Raw genomic sequence first — 19,588 nt, 5'->3', positions numbered from 1 at the left:
TCATCTTTTAAACAAAGACCCAATCACCCGAAACAAAAAATACAGCATATATTTATGCCAGTAGAATCAGGAAAATAGCTATGAATCAAAAATTAGAGCAACTTTTTCAAAAAAAGGTTCAAGGTAAAATTGCACTAATCACAGGTGCATCTAGTGGTATCGGTTTAACGGTTGCAAAAAAACTCGCAGCAGCAGGTGCACATGTACTTTTAGTGTCTCGTACTGAAGAAACATTGAAAGAAGTTCAAGCTGAAATTCAGGCTGAAGGTGGGCAGGCTGATATTTTCCCTTGCGACCTAAATGATATGGATGCTATTGATGAAGTGTCTAAACAAATCATTGCCTCTGTTGATCATATTGATATTTTGATCAATAACGCAGGTCGCTCGATTCGCCGCGCGGTACATGAATCTGTTGACCGTTTCCATGATTTTGAACGTACGATGCAGCTGAATTACTTTGGCGCAGTTCGTTTAGTTTTGAATATTTTACCGCAAATGATGGTTCGTAAAGACGGTCAAATTATCAATATCAGTTCAATTGGTGTTTTGGCGAATGCAACTCGCTTCTCTGCTTATGTTGCATCAAAAGCAGCATTGGATGCATTTAGCCGTTGTTTATCTGCGGAAGTACATTCACATAAAATTGCGATTACTTCAGTTTATATGCCTTTAGTCCGCACGCCGATGATTGCACCGACTAAAATTTATAAATATGTACCAACACTTTCGCCTGAACAAGCAGCAGATTTAGTGGCATATGCGATTGTGAAACGACCGAAGAAAGTTGCGACAAACTTAGGCCGTTTAGCTTCTATTACTTATTCGATTGCGCCTGGAATCAATAACAAATTAATGTCAATTGGCTTTAATTTGTTCCCAAGTTCTACTGCGTCTGTGGGTGAGCCACAAAAATTGAATCTGGTACAAAGAGCATATGCGCGTTTGTTCCCAGGTGAGCATTGGTAAGCTTAAGATGTCATGGAAAGTTTACGCTTGAGTAAGCTTTCCAACCAATCAATAAAGAATTGGAAATATACTGGTCGATACTTTCTTTCTAAAAAAAGAAAATTGATGGGTATTTTTAGACATGCTTCGTGCTCAAATATTCTGGTTAATCTTTTGGTCTCGATAAACGGGATTGCATCAAAAGCTGGAATCTGAATAATCCCCAACCCCTGCAAGCCCGCATGTAAATAACTTTCGGTATCCTCAACTGAAAGTTGATAAGGAAGTTTGATCTGGGTATCTTTAAAAACCAGACTTCCAAAATCTGAATCCATATTTTTCATTTGATAACCGATCATAATATGCTGATTTAACGGTTCTGTTTCTAAAGCATTCTCCAATGTATTTAAGTATTCTGGAGCAGCCACCGTATATAAATCAACCTCTGTGATAGGCCTCACAATTAGATTTTCATTCATCACATTTCCAACACGAAGCACACAATCCAATCGTTGTTCAATTAAATCTGAATAATGATCGTGGCTATAAATTGAGACTTTAATATTCGGATACTTTGCATAGAATTCATGCAGATAAGGAAGAAGATATTGCGTTGAAATTCTTAACGGTAAGCCAATTTTAACTTGTCCCTTATATTGACGGTTTTTTAATTTAAACTTATTTAGCCCTTCAGCCTGAAAAATCAATTGTTGAACTTCTTTAAGAAACTGAACCCCATCATTGGTTAAGTTAACTTTTCGTGTGGTTCGATTAAATAACAATACTTGATATTCTTTTTCTAAGCCTTGTATTGCATAGGTAATTGTTGAACGTGGTAAATCCAGCGTTTTAGCGACTTGGGCAAATGAATGCTTTTCCGCAACTAAGCAAAAAATTTTTAGCCGGTCAATTTTATCCATTTATTATTCAACTTTTTCAAACAATCTATTCGATTCTAATCACTATTTAGAACAAAAAATAGCTTTTAGAATTTCAGCATCATTTATCAAAATTGGAGAATAAAAATGATGCAGCATAGCTTAAAAGATAAAACAGTGATTATTACGGGTGGCGCTAAAAACCTAGGTGGTCTGATCGCGCGAAAATTTGCAGAACAAGGAGCAAATCTTGTCATTCACTACAACAGCCTAGAAACCCAAAAAGATGCAGAAGAAACACTCAAAGCCGTTGAACAACTTGGTGTTAATGCAACGTTGATACAAGCAGACCTCTCTAATATTCAAAATATCGAAACATTGTTCATCAAAGCCAAAGAAATCTTTGGTGGTGTCGATATCGCGATTAATACCGTAGGACGCGTACTTAAAAAACCATTGATTGAAACAACAGAACAAGAGTTTGATTCAATGAATGACATTAACAATAAAATTGCCTATTTCTTCATCCAATCTGCGGGTAAACATCTTAACAATGGTGGAAAAATTTGTTCTATCGTGACCAGTCTTTTAGCAGCCTACACAGGATTATATTCAACCTATGAAGGCTTAAAAGCACCTGTGGAGCACTATACACGTGCAGCATCGAAAGAGTACGGCGATCGTGGTATTTCCGTCACTGCTGTTGCACCGGGTCCAATGGATACACCATTTTTCTATGGTCAAGAAGCGCCTGAAGCCGTGGCCTATCATAAATCTGCCTCTGCACTGGGTGGTCTAACCAAGATTGAAGATATTGAACCTTTGGTACGCTTTTTAGTGACAGAGGGTTGGTGGATTACAGGTCAAACTATTTTTGCCAATGGTGGTTATACAACACGTTAATAATAAACTGCCCATTTATTGAAATGGGCAATTTATTACTAGAACTGATGATTCCGATCCACCCATTCTGCAGTCAGAGCAATGGTCTGTTTAAGATTGGTTTCTGGTATTTGCCATTTCTGATTTAATGTTAAAAACTGATCCATATTTAATTGCTCAGTTCGGATGAAGCTCAACATCTCAGCAGATAGATCCAGCTTTTGAGCAAGCCACTTCCATTTTAAAATCAATTTTAAGATGTGTAGCGAAACAAAATATTGCGGCGCTTTTAGATTTAATCTGTGAGCCGCATTGTCAATAAGAGCTTGTAAAGAAATCTGAATAGGATTGGCAATCAATATATCTTGGTGAATTGTGAGTTGATCCTGTGATGCTTTGAATATCGCATTGACCAACATGGTCACTGAAACCAAAGGTAAATAATGCTGAGGAGTTGCAGGAATTGCGGTCATTTTACCCTGTTTAAGCTGGGTAATCAGGTGAGCAATTGGCTGGTTTTCTGCAATTTCGCCAGAATTTTCATCCCCTACCACTGTTGCTGGATGGATTACTGTCCAATCAATTTTCAACTGTTGAGCGCATTTTACCCAAGCAAAATGAGCTTCAATTTTAGAAGCCTCATAAGCACCCAGTTTTTGGTACACCCGCCCCCAATTCGTACTCTCGATATTTTCTAAACAGACCCCAGCATCTTGTAAGTGCTGAGTGAGTGTCAACATATAGCCAGAAAGATGAATTGCCCGTTTCAATTGGCAATGCTCGTTTACGCATTCAAGTAAATTGATTAAGCCTCTAACATTGACTTCCCTTGCCTGTTGTGTCGAAAGATTCCATGCAAATAATGCACTGGTATTAAATAAATAATTTACCTTAGCAAGCCGTTTCCAATCTTCAGCTGAAATACCCAAATCAGGCAAGGTAACATCGCCTTGTAGACAGAATAATTTTTGATGACTTATTCCTTGTTTTTCTAGCCACGTTCTCAAACTCAGCTCTTGCTGATCGAGACGACGACACAAGGCAAAAACTTGGTCATTGCTTTGAAGTAATCGTGCTACAAGAAATTTACCAATAAACCCTGTTGCACCAACCACCAAGGCAACTTTTTCTACACTTTGATTATTTTGCATCACTTTATACACCCTTTATATGCTCGCACTTAAGCTAAAGGATGGAGTACACTCCACAGTCAAGTGTTTCTTGCAAATACATAAAATTTGGAGCAAGTGATGTTAATCGGTGAATTATCAGAGCAATTAAATCTCAGTCGGGATACCATTCGTTTTTATGAAAAGCTTGATCTTATCCGCCCATTGACACGAAATAATGGTTATAAGGATTATTCAAAACAAGACTTACAGCAATTACAACTGATTCAAGTCGCTAAAAATTTAGGTTTTACTTTGGCTGAAATTAAACAGATTTTAGACTTGGTCAACGTTAATGAAATTCCAGCAGAACAATTTCATATGATTTTAAAAGACAAGCTCAGTGTCATTGGTGAAAAAATTCTCCAATTGCAAAATATTCAAAATCTACTTGAAAATCTTGTGGTCGGGGAAGCATGTCCATTTAAAAAAGATTGTGATCTTTCCGCAATTGTCTAATCCATAAAGAAACCGCCTTACGGCGGTTTCTTTATGGAGAAATTAAGGCTTATTTAGATCCTTTAATCCCTGCTTGTAATAACAACGCACCTAAACCACCAATTTTGTTTTCTTGAGGTTTAGCTGCTTGTGGTTTCTTGTCATGACGTGGTGCTTTGTCTTTATTGTCATGGTTTGGACGACCTTGCTGTGGACGTTTACCCTGAGGCTTACGCTCACCACGTTGTTCATTGTTATTGAACTCACGCTTTTGACGTGGTGCTTTAGCTGGTGCTTCCGAACCTTCTGGGCGCATCGATAAATTCACACGATTTCGCTCAGCATCTACTGTCAACACACGTACTTGTACGATTTGCCCTGGTTTCACCACTTTATGTGGATCAGAAACAAATTCATTGGCAAGTTCTGAAATATGTATTAGACCATCTTGATGCACACCAACATCGACGAATGCACCGAAGTTAGTCACATTGGTAATCACACCCTCAAGCTGCATCCCTTCAGTCAATTGACTGACTTCCGTGATATCTTCACGGAATTTTGCTGTACGGAATTCTGGACGAGGGTCACGACCTGGTTTTTCCAACTCGCTTAACACATCTTGAATCGTCGGTAGACCAAATTTTTCGTCAGCAAAATCTTCTGCTTTCACTTGACGAATAATTTCAGTATTACCAATGATATCTTTCACTGTGGTCGCTTTCGCTTCAACAATTTTGTTGACCAAACCATACGATTCAGGGTGAACAGATGATGCATCTAAAGGTTCTGAGCCATCTTGAATACGTAAGAAACCAGCAGCTTGCTCAAATGTGCGCTCGCCTAAACGTGGTACATTTTTCAATGCTTGACGATTGTCAAAACGACCATTTTCTTTACGGTAATCTACAATTTGCTGTGCAATGGCTTTATTTAAACCTGCGATATAGCCCAAGATTGCTGGAGAGGCTGTATTTACATCTACACCCACCGCATTCACACAGTCTTCAACCACAGCATCCAATGTTTTTGCCAAATTGGTTTGATTCACATCATGCTGATATTGACCTACACCGATAGATTTAGGATCAATTTTTACCAGTTCAGCCAATGGGTCTTGTAAACGACGGGCAATTGAAACAGCACCACGAATCGCAACATCAAGCTCAGGCAGTTCAGCAGAAGCCAATTCTGATGCTGAGTAAACAGATGCGCCCGCTTCGCTCACTGAAACACGCGTCAATGTAAGATCCGCATTTTCAGCCATCATTTCTGCAACAACAGCTTCAGTTTCACGACTCGCAGTACCATTGCCAATCGCGATTAAATCCACATTAAATTCACGGCAAAGACGTACAAGCTCAGCAATCGAACCTGCTTTATCTTCTTTTGGTGCAAATGGATAAATCGTGCTATGTGCAAGCACATCACCTGAGTTTGAAACAACCGCCAGTTTCACCCCTGTACGAATACCAGGATCAACACCTAAAGTTGTACGTGAACCTGCAGGTGCAGAGAGCAATAAATGACGTAAGTTTTCTGCAAACACGTCCATTGCTTCTGATTCAGCTGCAAGGCGTTTTTCAGTCAACAAAGAATGCTCAATCGTCGGGCGAATTTTACCTAACCAAAACAGCTTTGCGATTTGCTTTAAGAAATCTTGACGTGCTTGTGGCTGAACACTTTCAAGCGCGTATTCAGTTTCAATACGTGCAAGTGGTGCATGATCATCACCATCAACTTTAAGACCCAATACATTTTCTTGGCGGCCACGTAGCATTGCCAATAAACGATGCGAAGGAACTTTATTTAAATTTTCAGAGAAATCAAAGTAATCACGAAATTTCTTACCGACTTCTTTTTTCTCATCAGATGCCACTAAACTTTTTAACACCGCTGTTTTAGCAAATGTTGATTTAAGTTCCGTGGTTAATGAAATATTTTGTGCCCAGTCATCAATGATGATGTGTTGAATCGCGTCTAATTGGCTTTCAACATCTGGGTATTCTTCATGGCTAAAACCAGCCAAAGCTTCAGCCGGATCAATTTGCTCTGCGATAATTTTCTCAGCAAATTCCCCTAATCCTGCTTCTCTCGCTTTGAATGATTTACTGGTACGTTTTGGACGGTACGGTGCGTAAAGTTCTTCTAATGCATTTTTTGTTTCAGCGCCATTTACCCGAGCAAGTAAGTCATCAGAGAGCTTATTTTGTTCTTTTAATGATTCGATTACTTTTTCACGGCGTTCAAATAAATCACGTAGATAAACAAGGCGTGTATCAAGTTGGCGTAATTGGATGTCGTCTAAGCCTTGCGTTACTTCTTTACGGTAACGTGCAATAAATGGAACACTAGAGCCTTCATCTATCAGTTTAATGGCAGCTTCTACTTGGTTTGGACGTACGGCAAGTTCACTTGCCAACTGCTGAACTAAGTCAGTCATCGTGTTTAATTCCACAAGGATAAGGACTAAAAGTTAGTGATTATAAAGACCAAGACCATAAAATCCACAATTGTTTTGCAAATTAGCAGTGAAAAAAGTGATAAAAGATCATTTTTCTTGAGTTTTTACAGTGCAATCGGGTATTTCATCCTGCTTTGCTGCATTTAAATTGCTTTGTAAAATAATTTTTCCAACTTTCCACTGTGCACCTTTGCGCTGTCCACCGCCATGAGAATTGAAATATTGCAAATCACATGGCTGATAACCCTGTTTACTTAGACGCTCTTGTACAAATATTGGTGGTGCTTCCATATACATGATTTCTTTCAGCAAAAATGCAGCATAGCGTCGCTCCTTGAGTCGAAAGTTACCCTGCATATCTGTTTGCGTTTCACCAACTTGAACCTGATCAATCGGTTGGTCAAATTGGTCAATCACTTGTCCTGAGATTTCAGGTCTGGAAAGTCGGCTAATACATGCACTTAAAGCAAAACTTATTGCCAAAATACATAAAACTTTCATTTGCATATGGTATATCTTTTTATTTATAAACATAGAATCATCTTAAATCGTTATAGATGTTGTTTTTTGGTTTCAAAACAGCCTGAAAATTGTATTTTTGAGCAATTTGATACATAGTCTTAACAAGAGCTTAGGCAGTATACTGAGATTGACGAATATTTATAATTTACAACATTAAGGGAGTACATCATGAGTTTGGTTGTACCTGCTGAAAATACAGATATCGTACATAACGAAACTGACCGCGTCGAACGCATTTTAGTAGTCGATGATGATGTGCGTTTACGTACCCTTTTACAGCGTTTCCTTGAAGATAAAGGCTTTGTGGTAAAAACGGCCCACGACGCAACGCAGATGGATCGCCTATTACAACGTGAGTTATTTTCACTCATCGTTTTAGACTTTATGCTTCCTGTAGAAGATGGTTTAAGCATTTGTAGACGTTTACGCTCATCAAATATAGATACACCTGTCATCATGCTGACCGCACGAGGCAGTGACTCTGACCGTATTGCTGGCTTAGAAGCTGGTGCGGATGATTATTTGCCTAAACCATTTAATCCAAATGAGTTATTAGCACGTATTCGTGCCGTATTACGTCGTCAAGTCCGTGAAGTTCCAGGTGCACCAAGTCAAAACGTAGAAGTTGTGTCTTTCGGCCCTTGGTCTTTAGATTTATCAACACGTACCCTGACGCGTGAAGGGCAAGTTGTCACATTAACCACAGGTGAGTTTGCGGTCTTGAAGGCATTAGTTCAACATCCACGCGAACCATTAACACGTGACAAGTTGATGAATCTTGCACGTGGTCGTGAATGGGGTGCAATGGAACGTTCAATCGATGTTCAAGTTTCTCGCTTACGTCGTTTGATTGAAGAAAACCCTGCACGCGCACGTTATATTCAAACAGTTTGGGGCGTAGGTTATGTGTTCGTTCCAGATGGTGCGGAATAAATAGATCTTGATTCGATAGCATGAATCAGTTTCAAAAGTACTGGTCACATACTTGGTTTTGCATGTGTCCAGTATTTTTTTATCCATATTTATTCATCCTAAATAATAGTCTTGATGGCTTTGCCCTAGAGCTACACTTATTTACTTATGATTTCACTGGTATTTTAAATATAAGCATATTGGGCGACTCTACAAAAACTGTTTGATCTCAATGCAATAAGTCTATTATTTTGTTGAGTTTAAATATTTTAATCTGAGTATTTATGACAATAAATAAGTTAAAGCCTAGCAACCTAAAATTTTTAATATTGCGATAAATCTGCCATCCTTTAAACTGAAATCCATAGATTAAGAATATCGCACAGATTGGAATGCTCCTGTGAAATTAGAACCCATAGACCCACAAGAATTTACCGACTTTGTCACCTACAAAGAACGCAAACGTACACCTTGGGAACGCTTCCTCGATAAAGTCAAACCTCGTTCAGCGGCAATGCGCACCACAGTATTGGTGGTATTCGTGGTGTTCTTTAGCCTATTTATGTCACTGTGGTTTTTCTGGAAAACGCTTTATTTACCTGAAATTCAACAACATGCACGATTTTTGGCAGTTGAACTGGAAATGGTCAATAATCCGCGCTTGCAGATTTACCATGACGAAATACAACTCGATATTGACGAATGGTTAAAGCAACGGGTTGGCGTTGAATATGTTACAGATCCCAAAGAATACCCAAATGTAAAAGACAAAATTATTGCAGATTTCTTTACCAATCGTATTGAGAACCAGCTTGCTCAAGAATTAAAAATCAAAGATGTGACGGTTTATTTCCAGTTTAAACCCAGTCCGCGCATTTGGGTTCAAACCCCTGAAATGAATGGCAATTGGGTCCGTGAACCTCTCAATACCTATGCTAACTATAGTCCTGAACTGATTTTAGCCTGGTTATTGGGTATTCCACTGATTGCCGCAGCGATCATCCTGACACTGGTTAGACAGCTCAACCGCCCGTTACGTCGCTTACAACATGCAGCAAATAACTACAGTAAAACAGGAAAGGCTCCCTACTTGGAAACCAATCACGGACCACAAGAAATTCGTGAGGTGAATCAAGCTTTTAACCAGATGGTGTATACACTTGAACAAACTGAACGTGATCGCCAAATCATGTTGGCGGGTATTTCTCATGATTTAAGAACACCGCTGACACGGATCCGTTTAAGTGCGGAGATGATGTCTGATGATGACTTTTTAAAAGAAGGTTTGATTTATGATGTCGATGATATGGATGCCATTTTAAGCCAGTTTATTTCCTATATGCGTGATGGTTCAGATGAGGAGCTTCAAGAAACCAATATCAATGCTTTGCTACAAGAATTAATCATTCAGTTTAAACCCTTAGATATTCAGTTTACACCGCAAGAATTACCGATCATTACTGCACGTTCACTGTCGTTAAAACGCCTGATTGGCAATCTCATCAACAACTCAAAACGCTATGGGGCAGAACCGATTGAACTCAGTGCTTTTGTTGAAGATGAGCATATTAAAATCTGTGTAGCAGACAATGGTGAAGGAATTCCCGAAGACCAAATTGAAGGGCTTATGCAACCGTTTGTGCGTGGTGATGCCGCACGTACGGTGCAAGGGAGTGGTCTAGGTTTGGCCATCGTCAAACGAATTGTGGATATTCATCAAGGTGAACTGTTGATTTCCAACCGTCCAGAAGGCGGGCTACAAGCCATCATTTCACTACCAACTTCAATAAAAGTTGAGGAAGAATCGATACCTACAAATCCAATTCAAAAAATCAAACAAAGTTTGAGTGATCACTTTTAGTGATTGCTCAATAAACCAGCACTTAACTTTGTTTATTTAACAAACAGCCATCATTATTTTATTAATAAATAACAACTTAAAAACCATCACCAGAATTTATACCTGCATTTATTGAAAAAATTAGACCTTAGCATTAGAGGCATGCACAATTCAGTTTGAGGGCGGTACAATCCGTCTAGTTTTGAACAAGAATTGAGCGTAAACCATGTCTTTAGATCGTATTCGTTTAGCATCTCTCCATGACAAAGTCATGAGCGCAGAACAAGCTGCAACTTTTATCCAAGATGGGATGACTGTGGGGATGAGTGGATTTACTCGTGCAGGTGAAGCAAAAGCTGTACCTTTAGCGCTGGTAAAACAAGCCAAAGTGAATCCGTTGAAGATTACTTTAATCACAGGTGCAAGTTTAGGTAATGATCTAGACAAACAATTAACTGAAGCTGGTGTACTTGCGCGTCGTTTACCATTCCAAGTCGATAACACTTTACGTAAAGCCATCAACAATGGTGAAGTGATGTTCATCGATCAGCATTTGTCTGAAACTGTTGAGCAAATGCGTAACCTCCAGTTGAAAAAACCTGATGTTGCGGTGATTGAAGCGATTGCGATTACTGAAGATGGTGGCATCATTCCAACAACATCTGTGGGTAACTCTGCAAGCTTTGCAATTTTTGCTGAAAAAGTGATTGTTGAAATCAACACCAACTTAAGCCCTGCTTTTGAAGGCTTACACGATATTTATATCCCAACTTACCGTCCAACACGTCAAGCAATTCCTTTGACGCATGTTGATCAACGTATTGGTACACCTGCAATCAATATTGATCCTGCAAAAATCGTGGGTATCGTAATTAACAACGAATATCATGATTCTCCATCAACAGTGACACTACCAGATGATGAAACTCAAGGTATTGCCAACCACTTAATCGCATTCTTTGAAAAAGAAGTTGAAGAAGGTCGTTTACCTTCGAATCTTGGTCCTTTACAAGCAGGCATCGGTTCGATTGCCAATGCGGTATTAACTGGTCTTAAAGATTCTAACTTTGAAGATTTGGTGATGTATTCAGAAGTACTGCAAGACTGTACTTTCGAATTGATTGATGCGGGTAAAATGAAGTTTGCTTCAGGTTCATCAATTACCCTTTCTGCTAAATATGGCGAAAAAGTATTTAACAACCTAGAACAATACAAAGACAAACTGGTTCTACGTCCACAAGAGATTTCAAACCATCCTGAATTGGTTCGCCGCTTAGGCATCATCGGGATCAATACTGCACTTGAGTTCGATATTTACGGCAACGTCAACTCGACCCATGTCTGCGGTACCAAGATGATGAATGGTATTGGTGGTTCAGGTGATTTCGCACGTAATGCACATTTAGCAATCTTCGTGACCAAATCAATTGCAAAAGGTGGCGACATCTCTTCTGTTGTTCCATTTGCTTCACATATCGACCATGCTGAGCATGATGTTGATATTCTCGTGACTGAACAAGGTCTTGCTGACTTACGTGGTTTAGCGCCTCGTGAACGTGCTCGTGCAGTCATCAACAACTGTGCTCACCCAATGTATCGTGATGCATTGAATGATTACTTTGATCGTGCATGTGAAAAAGGCGGTCAAACGCCGCATATTCTTCGCGAAGCACTTTCTTGGCACTATAACTTTGAAGAAACAGGCCATATGCTTGCTTCTTTAGAAGATCAAGCTAAAAAATCTGCATAAGATTTTAAATCTGATGTAAAAAGTAAAAACGCCCTTCAGGGCGTTTTTTTATGGGCTTATTTGGGTTTGAATGCCCACCCACTGATTTTTAAATATCTAAAGACTCAGATTGCAACACGCACTTTATCTTTCTTTTCAATAAACGCCACACCAGCTTGGTCCTGATTAATCATCTCAACCGCTTTCTCTGCAATCATAATTGCAGGGGCATTGGTATTGCCATTCACCACTTTTGGCATGATTGACGCATCGACCACACGCAGGTTTTGAATACCATAAACCAGTAACCGTGGATCAACCACAGCCATATCGTCTACCCCCATTTTACAACTTCCCACAGGGTGATAAACGGTATCTGAGCGATCTCTTAAAACTTGGCGAATGTCCTCATCTGTTTTTACCGTGGCTGTAAATAAATCTTCTTTAATCATGCTTTTAAAAGCATCAGATTGCATTAATTTCTGAGTGAGTTTAAAGCCTTTTACCATTTCTTCTAAATCAGATTCTTCACCATAAAAATTCGGATCAATCAATAAAGGATCATCGATACTTGGCCCACTTATCTTAATCGAGCCCCGGCTGACTGGATTTAAAAGGCAGACATGACAGGAAATACCATGCCCTGTGTGCATCGTTCGTGCATGGTTATCCACCAGTGCAATCACAAAATGTAATTGTAAATTCGGTAGACTTTGCTCATTTGAACTTTTAATAAAACCGCCACACTCAGCAAAATTCGTAGTCATCAAACCACGGCGTTCTTTACGATAACGCCTAATTTGTTTAAATAGATCAATTGAACCTGGAATAGATAAGCCAAAGGTGCCTTGAATTTCACTGACTTTATAACCAAAAATAAAATCAGGATGATCGTGAAAATTTTTCCCTACACCAGGTAAATGCTGTTTCACCTCAATGCCATGTTGCGCAAGTTCTTGTTGGTCGCCAACACCTGACAACATCAGAATCTGTGGCGACTGCATCGCTCCCGCACTCAATAACACTTCTCGACGTGCAAAGATTTGTTTCAGCTGACCACCCTGCTTGTATTCCACCCCAACAGCCACGCCATTTTCAATCAAGATTCGCTGAGTTTGTGCATGGGTTTCAACCGTTAAATTTTGACGATCTCGGTGAGGAAATAAATAAGCCCGTGCGGAACTACAACGCTCCCCATTGATATGGGTCACTTGATAAACGCCTAAACCTTCCTGCTCTTCTCCATTGAAGTCATCCAGAATTCGATAACCCTGCTCTTTGGCGGCTGCGATATATTTTTGCTGTAAGGGATTATCACTGCGTAAATCAATAACTGAAAGTGGTCCAGCATTGCCATGATATTGATTTTTAATTCTTTGGTTATTTTCAGACTTAATAAAATAAGGCAAGACTTCATCATATGACCAACCAGTATTGCCTAAGGCTGCCCAATCATCATAATCTTGTCGATGCCCACGGATATACACCATGGCATTAATTGCTGACGAGCCACCTAAGCATTTTCCACGAGGCTGATAGCCTTTACGACCATTTAAGCCATTTTGCGGTACAGTTTCAAAGGCCCAGTTATTGATCTTGGTTGGAATGCTAATCACTGCTGCACAAGGAACTTCTACTTTCCAACCCTCACCTGCCCCCCCTGCTTCAAGTAGACAAACAGAAACTTGCGGGTTTTCTGATAAACGCCCAGCCAACACACAGCCTGAGCTTCCACCACCGATAATAATATAATCAAATTCCTGTTTATTCACGTGAAGTTCCTTTTTTGTTTTAAATTATGCCTCCATTATTATGCACACTTTCAATCAATAAAAAATCACTATTCTCAGCCTATCGCGTTTTTATAAGTTAACAAACTCAACAAAAATTATTTACGTATTGTCTAAAAAATAAACTTATCAACTGAGGCTTTTTATATTAATCTGCTGTAAAGATTGTTTTAAAAAACAAGAGATAAAAATTCTATGTTTATTATCAGACAGTTTCAAGAAACCGATTTAGATGAAGTCATCGCACTGTGGGAAGTCTGCGATTTAACCCGTCCTTGGAACAACCCAGAAATTGATATCTTCCGTAAAGTCGCACAAAAAGACGGATTGTTTCTATTGGCGGTCAAAGATGAACAATTGATCGCTACGGTTATGGGGGGCTATGATGGGCATCGGGGCTGGGTCAATTATCTTGCTGTCCATCCTCATGATCAACGTAATGGTGTTGCAACTGCATTGATACAACAACTTGAAAAGCGTTTAGTTGCATTAGGTTGCCCCAAACTGCAACTGTTAATCCGTAAGGATAATATTGATGTACAAAGCTTTTATGAGCAACTCGGCTATGAAGAAATCGAAGTCGTGTGTTTGGGTAAACGTCTTATTTCAGATTAAAAATCTGTCGAATCCATCTGCTTTCATGGCGATTGACAGAAAAACTTAGAATTTATAGCCATATGACAGCCCTAAAATGTCCTGACTCATTTTGAGTTTCGCTTCACCACCACCAAACGCAGGGGAAATTTTGCCTTTTACTTCATCTTCTAAGGCATGTGTATAGGCAATACTGATTTCTTGATGTTGATCGAAATTCCAAGTTGCACCCACGCTGAGGTGGTCTTGAATTACCCCAGGAGCAAGAATATTTAAAAACACTTCACTGTCTGGAATCGGTTGATCATTATGACTATAACCGGCTCTTAGTGTGAGCTTTGGATGGGCTTGATAAGACACACCCAGTTTATAGATATTGATATCATTCCAGCCAAACCCTGGCCCTTGTGGTGAACCAAAAGCATGACCTTGTTGTAATTGTGCAAGATCAAAAGGATTTCCTACCGATTTCACATCCGAATAGTTAATTCGTTGTACATCCGCAGCCACTGTTAATAGAGGTGTGATTTTGACAGCTACACCCACACCATAACTTTCAGGAACATCAAAGTCACCTCGTTCAGCAAATAACCCACGATATCGATCAAAGCGATCTGCATTAATTTTTGAAGAATAATTTGCACCTAAGGTTAAGCGTTGATCAAAGAATTTTCCAGCCCAACCGATACGTGCACCAATGCCAGTCGCAGCATCTTTTCCACGATTACTTAAATTTGAAGCATCGGCTGAAAATCCGCTAAACCCAGCAATTCCCCGTGCTTCAAAACGTTGATAGAGAATATTGGTTGCAATGCCGATAGATTGATTTTCTGAATATTTCCAAGCAACTGCTGGAGTAATAAAAACTTGTGTTAAATCCACTCCTGCTGTTCCACTGTTGCCAAATGCTGCAAATGGATTATTTTTATATCCCGTATTCATTCCACCATTCCCATATATTGCTAAACCTAAAGCAACTTGATCATTGATTTGATGGTTGAATGCAAGCTCTGGGAGTACAAAATATTTGCGTCCATTGCCATCATATTGACCATTGGCGTTGGGATAAGCTTGTGGCATTTGATTCGCGGTAATCTCAGCTGAACGATCCGGTGAAAACACGGTTGCACCCACATCAATACGATCACCAATCCAGCTTAAGCCTGCTGGGTTATTGGCAATCGTTAATGCATCTTGAAATTGAGCGATTGAGGTCCCTGCATTGCCTTGGGCTTTTACCCCATAGCCATGCATAAAATAGCCTGTCGTTGCAAAAGATGTAGCGCTGAACGCCGATAGCCATACAGCAATGGATACTATTCTAACTGGAGCTTTCATGATTTATCTTACTTTTAAATAATATATAAGTAAGTATATTGTTAGCTATATCTATTGTAATCAAAGATAAAATGCGATCCTTATTTTATTTGTGCATAAAGCATTTTTTCTTTGATTTTTTAATTTTACCCACTCTTAAAAAAACTGGGAATGTGATGGTTAGATCTGCAAGCTCGCTGGTTAATGCTTCAGCTAGATCAAGTAATGGATGATCCTGATTTCTTTCGCAATAGTGTTTAATTGCAGACCAGGTCGATAAATACTTTAACAGTTGTGCAGAGGACCACTGGTACTGCATCTTAAACTCAGCAACGTTTATTTCATCAAAAGGAAAGGGAATGGTTTTATATTCTTCATCGATATAACGGCGCTCTGCATCCCAATAACCATCTAATTTTTCAGCATATAAGTTTTGAATCATGGTATTGATGGCTGCATTTTCGACATGAATTAAGCCGTAACCGATTACAGCAAGAATACCTTGTGGTTTTAATGTGCGTTCAACTTCTTTATAAAAGCCATCAAAATCAAACCAATGAATGGCCTGAGCAACAGAAATCAAATCAAAACTTTGTGCTGTAAATGAAGTCTGTTCTGCAGATTGGACTTGATAGCTCACATTGTCGAAATAAGGCGCAAGGTTTAATTGTTTTTCGCTCATATCTGTTGCAACAACATGATCGAAATAAGGGCTAAGCAATTGAGTAAATTGACCTGAACCCGCACCACAATCCCAAGCAAAACCGCGCTCTGGAACATGATTTAAAATTTCCTGAACCACTTCTTGCGGATAACTCGGTCGAGCTTGCTGATAAAGCTGGCTGCCTGATGAAAATAAATCTTTCATTGTTCTTATAACAATCTATTTCACTTACCAAAGGTTTATCTTACGATATTTATAGTCCATGGCAAGATATTTTGTAAGACAATGAGTTCAATTTACGCATTCTCAATAGCATGCTGTTTTTAATGATGAGCATCTATTTTTTAATTGATGATAAAAAGCAGGCAATAAAAAACCCCAAACAAGGTTTGAGGTTTTTCAAATATGGTGGCGAGACCCAGGATCGAACTGGGGACACACGGATTTTCAATCCGTTGCTCTACCTACTGAGCTATCACGCCGATGCGGTGTATTAAGCCGTATCTCAGTTCAATAGTCAATAAAAATCATGACTTTTTTATTCAACCGAATATTTTTTACCCAAAAAAAATCCCTGATGGGATCAGGGATTGAAATCTCAAAGATTTTTAAATATGGTGGCGAGACCCAGGATCGAACTGGGGACACACGGATTTTCAATCCGTTGCTCTACCTACTGAGCTATCACGCCGATGGGGCGTATTAAACAATTTAATGGTTTAGTCGTCAAGCATTGAAATCACTAAAATCATTCAATAGTTTATTTTTACAACAAAAACCGCCTATTTATTCTAAATAAGGCTGTTTTTTATGCGTTTTTCAGCTTTAGAGGGCAAATTTTGGCACGCTTAATTTAATTTTTCCCCCAAAGTGTTTTGGTCGTGACTGCAATATGCTGCTGAGATCTGCTCAAACTTATAGTTCTGAAAAAATAGTCAAATAAAAAAGCAATCTGATCAGGTTGCTTAAATTGGTCAAAGATCCAAGATAATCTTAGATTTTACCTAAGTGAGCTAAACAACGATGGATTGCTCCACAGCCCGGCTCAAAGTTTTTAATGCCCTTTTCTTCCTCGATACGACAAACTTCTTCGACCAAACGTTCTGCAACGCCGCGTCCGCGGTTAGCAGGATGCACCACAATATTTTCCAAAGTCCGACTTTCACCTTGTCCCGTACACCATAACGCACCAATAATCTTTGTATTAAATTCTGCGACATAAAGTAAGGTATAATGAGCCAAGTTTTGCTCAAGTTGTTCTATGGCATCATGACCATCCCCAAACTCGGGACTGGTGTCATATAATCGCTCAAGCTGATCGCGAACTTCTTCATTTTCTAGTGAAGTTTTAGCATGTACGGTAATAGGCATTGATTAACCCTCCTGAGCAATCTAATATGCTGTCACTTTCGTCACAGCGAAATATATTTACATCAAACTTTTAATTTTTGACGTTTTTTGAGGAACGTGTCTATGGCGCAACGTATCAGTGAAGTGGTAAGAAACACCAACGAAACTAAAATTCGAGTTCGTGTGAATCTTGATGGTACTGGTCAAGGCACGCTCAATACAGGTGTTCCCTTTTTAGACCATATGGTTGATCAAATCAAGCGTCATGGTTTATTTGACATCGATATTCATTGTGATGGCGACTTAGAAATCGATGATCACCATACTGTAGAAGACTGTGGAATCACACTAGGCCAAGCATTTGCGCAAGCACTCGGTGATAAAAAAGGCTTAAAACGTTATGGTCATTTCTATGCACCACTTGATGAAGCTTTAAGCCGTGTCGTGGTTGATTTATCAGGTCGTCCAGGTTTATGGATGGATATCCCATTTACACGTGCCCGTATCGGCAGTTTTGATGTGGATTTATTTTCCGAGTTTTTCCAAGGCTTTGTAAATCACGCTTTAATGACTTTGCACATTGACAATTTAAAAGGCAAAAATAGCCATCACCAAATTGAAAGTGTTTTTAAAGCATTTGCACGTGCGCTTCGCATGGCGTGTGAAGTTGATCCGCGTGCAGAAAATACTGTTGCATCGACGAAAGGAACCTTGTAATGACCCGTATTGCCCTTCTTGACTATGGCATGGGAAATCTTCATTCAGCAGCCAAAGCACTCGAACATGTTGGCGCAACTGTAGATGTCACAAATGATCCAAAATTAATCGCTCAGGCAGATAAAATCGTATTTCCGGGTGTAGGTGCAATGCGTGATTGTATGCAGGGGATGCATGAAGCAGGTATTGATGAGGTTGTGCGCCATGCTGCGTTTAATAAACCGGTACTTGCCATTTGTGTTGGCATGCAAGCTTTGCTTGAATCGTCAGAAGAAAATGCAGGCACTCAAGCGCTGGGTATTTTTGAAGGTGTGGTAAAACATTTTCCAGATATGGACGGCTTAAAAGTCCCTCATATGGGCTGGAACCAAGTCCATCAGGCAGATCCAAATCATCCGATGTGGAAAGATATTGATCAAGATAGCCGTTTTTACTTTGTACATAGCTATTATGTCGAACCCAAAGCCCCGTCTCTTGTTGCTGCAACATGTGATTATGGTTTGCAGTTCTGTACGGCTATTCATAAAGAAAATTTATTTGCGACACAGTTCCATCCTGAAAAGAGCCATACAGCAGGTTTACAGTTACTGAAAAACTTTGTGGAATGGAAAATCTGATTTATTCAGGTCAATTTCATCCCGATTTATATCTCTAAAAATCAAGCCAATTGCGATTGGCTTGATTTTTTTATTCTATTTTGACTTTATTTTTTATCGTCTGTTTATTATGATTCAACCAAATTGAATAAAAATCCAACAATTGATTTTAAAAATTGATTTAAAAACCTTAATTCATTCTAGGAACATAACAATGTCTTCTAATTTTCAAACCAATGATTCAGCTTTAAGTGCCAGTGGCCGTTTTGGTCGATTATCCTATTTGGGCTGGAATATGCTGTTGGGTCTATCTATGTTTGTACTGGGTATTATCGCTGCACTATTCATCCCAGCTTTAAGTAACTCACCTTCAAATACGCTCATCTTTATTCTCGGCACAGTTGCGATTATTATTTATATCGCAGTGATCTACTTTAGCTTTATTTTTACAACTCGTCGCTTACATGACAAAAACCAAAGTGGCTGGTTATCTCTTCTTATGCTTTTACCTTTGGTGAATTTATTCTTTTTTGTTTATTTAAGCTGTGCAAAAGGAGATGCTGGGACAAATAACTATGGCGCACCTCGAATTACTCGTGGTTGGGAAAAAGTATTGGCTTGGATTTATATTGTGATCTTCCCGATTAGTATTCTAATTCTTGCAGTTACAGCAATCCCAGCATATCAAAGTTACCTTGACCAAGCGCAACAATTTCAGCAATATCAACAACAAATCAATCAATCTGAATAAATCAGCCGAAATAACCACCCTATTTTTA

General features: G+C 39.2%; 18 protein-coding genes and 2 tRNA genes. 10 read left to right on the top strand and 10 right to left on the bottom strand.

What is annotated here, in order from left to right; all coding sequences use genetic code 11:
* Window positions 1–80 precede the first annotated feature (80 nt).
* On the top strand, window positions 81–968 hold the full coding sequence (locus tag CQZ96_RS15035) for an SDR family NAD(P)-dependent oxidoreductase (protein WP_004725376.1): 888 nt from the start codon (window positions 81–83) through the stop codon (window positions 966–968).
* Window positions 969–970: 2 nt separating this feature from the next.
* On the opposite strand, the gene CQZ96_RS15030 is transcribed toward CQZ96_RS15035, so the two are convergent.
* Window positions 971–1,867 (bottom strand): LysR family transcriptional regulator, encoded by an 897-nt coding sequence (locus CQZ96_RS15030; RefSeq protein ID WP_004725374.1) that lies wholly within the window; start codon window positions 1,865–1,867, stop codon window positions 971–973.
* A 105-nt stretch (window positions 1,868–1,972) separates the two neighbouring features.
* Between CQZ96_RS15030 and CQZ96_RS15025 the strand changes: the two genes are divergently transcribed.
* On the top strand, window positions 1,973–2,728 hold the full coding sequence (locus tag CQZ96_RS15025) for an SDR family oxidoreductase (protein ID WP_004725372.1): 756 nt from the start codon (window positions 1,973–1,975) through the stop codon (window positions 2,726–2,728).
* A gap of 38 nt (window positions 2,729–2,766) precedes the next feature.
* On the opposite strand, the gene CQZ96_RS15020 is transcribed toward CQZ96_RS15025, so the two are convergent.
* Window positions 2,767–3,858: an SDR family oxidoreductase gene (locus CQZ96_RS15020; RefSeq protein ID WP_105713821.1), complete on the bottom strand. Its 1,092-nt coding sequence runs from the start codon at window positions 3,856–3,858 to the stop codon at window positions 2,767–2,769.
* Window positions 3,859–3,957: 99 nt separating this feature from the next.
* Here CQZ96_RS15020 and CQZ96_RS15015 point away from each other — a divergent pair, with 99 nt between their 5' ends.
* Window positions 3,958–4,335, top strand: a complete 378-nt coding sequence (locus tag CQZ96_RS15015) for a MerR family transcriptional regulator (RefSeq protein WP_004725368.1) — start codon at window positions 3,958–3,960, stop codon at window positions 4,333–4,335.
* Window positions 4,336–4,384: 49 nt separating this feature from the next.
* On the opposite strand, the gene CQZ96_RS15010 is transcribed toward CQZ96_RS15015, so the two are convergent.
* Both CQZ96_RS15010 and CQZ96_RS15005 read right to left on the bottom strand, forming a co-directional pair.
* Entirely contained in the window at window positions 4,385–6,757 is a 2,373-nt protein-coding gene (locus tag CQZ96_RS15010; RefSeq protein ID WP_105713820.1) for a Tex family protein, read from the bottom strand.
* A gap of 108 nt (window positions 6,758–6,865) precedes the next feature.
* The gene (locus CQZ96_RS15005; RefSeq protein WP_105713819.1) at window positions 6,866–7,285 is read right to left on the bottom strand and encodes a hypothetical protein; all 420 of its coding nucleotides are present in this window, start codon (window positions 7,283–7,285) and stop codon (window positions 6,866–6,868) included.
* 183 nt (window positions 7,286–7,468) lie between these two features.
* On the opposite strand from CQZ96_RS15005, the gene ompR reads away from it, so the two are divergent.
* The 3 genes from ompR to CQZ96_RS14990 all read left to right on the top strand — a co-directional run bounded on the left by ompR (window position 7,469) and on the right by CQZ96_RS14990 (window position 11,802).
* Window positions 7,469–8,233, top strand: a complete 765-nt coding sequence (ompR, locus tag CQZ96_RS15000) for a two-component system response regulator OmpR (RefSeq protein WP_004725363.1) — start codon at window positions 7,469–7,471, stop codon at window positions 8,231–8,233.
* A gap of 379 nt (window positions 8,234–8,612) precedes the next feature.
* Window positions 8,613–10,073, top strand: a complete 1,461-nt coding sequence (locus CQZ96_RS14995) for an ATP-binding protein (RefSeq protein ID WP_004725361.1) — start codon at window positions 8,613–8,615, stop codon at window positions 10,071–10,073.
* Between the two features lie 205 nt (window positions 10,074–10,278).
* Entirely contained in the window at window positions 10,279–11,802 is a 1,524-nt protein-coding gene (locus CQZ96_RS14990; RefSeq protein WP_004816606.1) for an acetyl-CoA hydrolase/transferase family protein, read from the top strand.
* 104 nt (window positions 11,803–11,906) lie between these two features.
* Here the strand turns inward: CQZ96_RS14990 and CQZ96_RS14985 are convergent, their stop codons facing one another.
* Window positions 11,907–13,553: a GMC family oxidoreductase gene (locus tag CQZ96_RS14985; RefSeq protein ID WP_105713818.1), complete on the bottom strand. Its 1,647-nt coding sequence runs from the start codon at window positions 13,551–13,553 to the stop codon at window positions 11,907–11,909.
* A gap of 213 nt (window positions 13,554–13,766) precedes the next feature.
* Between CQZ96_RS14985 and CQZ96_RS14980 the strand changes: the two genes are divergently transcribed.
* The gene (locus tag CQZ96_RS14980; RefSeq protein WP_004725355.1) at window positions 13,767–14,186 is read left to right on the top strand and encodes a GNAT family acetyltransferase; all 420 of its coding nucleotides are present in this window, start codon (window positions 13,767–13,769) and stop codon (window positions 14,184–14,186) included.
* Window positions 14,187–14,231: 45 nt separating this feature from the next.
* On the opposite strand, the gene CQZ96_RS14975 is transcribed toward CQZ96_RS14980, so the two are convergent.
* From CQZ96_RS14975 to CQZ96_RS14955, 5 genes are all read right to left on the bottom strand, one after another.
* Window positions 14,232–15,503: an OmpP1/FadL family transporter gene (locus CQZ96_RS14975; protein ID WP_105713817.1), complete on the bottom strand. Its 1,272-nt coding sequence runs from the start codon at window positions 15,501–15,503 to the stop codon at window positions 14,232–14,234.
* An 85-nt stretch (window positions 15,504–15,588) separates the two neighbouring features.
* Window positions 15,589–16,350, bottom strand: a complete 762-nt coding sequence (locus tag CQZ96_RS14970; protein WP_004816598.1) for a class I SAM-dependent methyltransferase — start codon at window positions 16,348–16,350, stop codon at window positions 15,589–15,591.
* Window positions 16,351–16,552: 202 nt separating this feature from the next.
* Window positions 16,553–16,628 (bottom strand) — tRNA-Phe (locus tag CQZ96_RS14965).
* 133 nt (window positions 16,629–16,761) lie between these two features.
* Window positions 16,762–16,837 (bottom strand) — tRNA-Phe (locus CQZ96_RS14960).
* Window positions 16,838–17,139: 302 nt separating this feature from the next.
* Window positions 17,140–17,517: a GNAT family N-acetyltransferase gene (locus tag CQZ96_RS14955; protein ID WP_004816597.1), complete on the bottom strand. Its 378-nt coding sequence runs from the start codon at window positions 17,515–17,517 to the stop codon at window positions 17,140–17,142.
* A gap of 102 nt (window positions 17,518–17,619) precedes the next feature.
* Here CQZ96_RS14955 and hisB point away from each other — a divergent pair, with 102 nt between their 5' ends.
* The 3 genes from hisB (at window position 17,620) to CQZ96_RS14940 (ending at window position 19,560) form a co-directional block, all read left to right on the top strand.
* Entirely contained in the window at window positions 17,620–18,213 is a 594-nt protein-coding gene (gene hisB, locus CQZ96_RS14950) for an imidazoleglycerol-phosphate dehydratase HisB (RefSeq protein ID WP_004725347.1), read from the top strand.
* The gene (gene hisH / locus CQZ96_RS14945) at window positions 18,213–18,830 is read left to right on the top strand and encodes an imidazole glycerol phosphate synthase subunit HisH (RefSeq protein ID WP_105713816.1); all 618 of its coding nucleotides are present in this window, start codon (window positions 18,213–18,215) and stop codon (window positions 18,828–18,830) included. Before hisB ends, hisH begins: the two co-directional genes overlap by 1 nt.
* 193 nt (window positions 18,831–19,023) lie before the next feature.
* The gene (locus CQZ96_RS14940; protein WP_105713815.1) at window positions 19,024–19,560 is read left to right on the top strand and encodes a DUF805 domain-containing protein; all 537 of its coding nucleotides are present in this window, start codon (window positions 19,024–19,026) and stop codon (window positions 19,558–19,560) included.
* Window positions 19,561–19,588 lie beyond the last annotated feature (28 nt).

The sequence above is a fragment of the Acinetobacter sp. MYb10 genome (genome assembly GCF_002980175.2).
Lineage (GTDB): Bacteria > Pseudomonadota > Gammaproteobacteria > Pseudomonadales > Moraxellaceae > Acinetobacter > Acinetobacter guillouiae.
The sequence above is the reverse complement of the archived record's forward strand: the minus strand, read 5'-3'. Positions and strand labels throughout refer to the sequence as shown.

Coding starts and splice junctions, on each gene's coding strand:
- CQZ96_RS15035 (WP_004725376.1), top strand. CDS start 81: ATGAATCAAAAATTAGAGCAACTTTTTCAAAAAAAGGTTCAAGGTAAA.
- CQZ96_RS15030 (WP_004725374.1), bottom strand. CDS start 1,867: ATGGATAAAATTGACCGGCTAAAAATTTTTTGCTTAGTTGCGGAAAAG.
- CQZ96_RS15025 (WP_004725372.1), top strand. CDS start 1,973: ATGATGCAGCATAGCTTAAAAGATAAAACAGTGATTATTACGGGTGGC.
- CQZ96_RS15020 (WP_105713821.1), bottom strand. CDS start 3,858: ATGCAAAATAATCAAAGTGTAGAAAAAGTTGCCTTGGTGGTTGGTGCA.
- CQZ96_RS15015 (WP_004725368.1), top strand. CDS start 3,958: ATGTTAATCGGTGAATTATCAGAGCAATTAAATCTCAGTCGGGATACC.
- CQZ96_RS15010 (WP_105713820.1), bottom strand. CDS start 6,757: ATGACTGACTTAGTTCAGCAGTTGGCAAGTGAACTTGCCGTACGTCCA.
- CQZ96_RS15005 (WP_105713819.1), bottom strand. CDS start 7,285: ATGCAAATGAAAGTTTTATGTATTTTGGCAATAAGTTTTGCTTTAAGT.
- ompR (WP_004725363.1), top strand. CDS start 7,469: ATGAGTTTGGTTGTACCTGCTGAAAATACAGATATCGTACATAACGAA.
- CQZ96_RS14990 (WP_004816606.1), top strand. CDS start 10,279: ATGTCTTTAGATCGTATTCGTTTAGCATCTCTCCATGACAAAGTCATG.
- CQZ96_RS14980 (WP_004725355.1), top strand. CDS start 13,767: ATGTTTATTATCAGACAGTTTCAAGAAACCGATTTAGATGAAGTCATC.
- CQZ96_RS14975 (WP_105713817.1), bottom strand. CDS start 15,503: ATGAAAGCTCCAGTTAGAATAGTATCCATTGCTGTATGGCTATCGGCG.
- CQZ96_RS14970 (WP_004816598.1), bottom strand. CDS start 16,350: ATGAAAGATTTATTTTCATCAGGCAGCCAGCTTTATCAGCAAGCTCGA.
- CQZ96_RS14955 (WP_004816597.1), bottom strand. CDS start 17,517: ATGCCTATTACCGTACATGCTAAAACTTCACTAGAAAATGAAGAAGTT.
- hisB (WP_004725347.1), top strand. CDS start 17,620: ATGGCGCAACGTATCAGTGAAGTGGTAAGAAACACCAACGAAACTAAA.
- hisH (WP_105713816.1), top strand. CDS start 18,213: ATGACCCGTATTGCCCTTCTTGACTATGGCATGGGAAATCTTCATTCA.
- CQZ96_RS14940 (WP_105713815.1), top strand. CDS start 19,024: ATGTCTTCTAATTTTCAAACCAATGATTCAGCTTTAAGTGCCAGTGGC.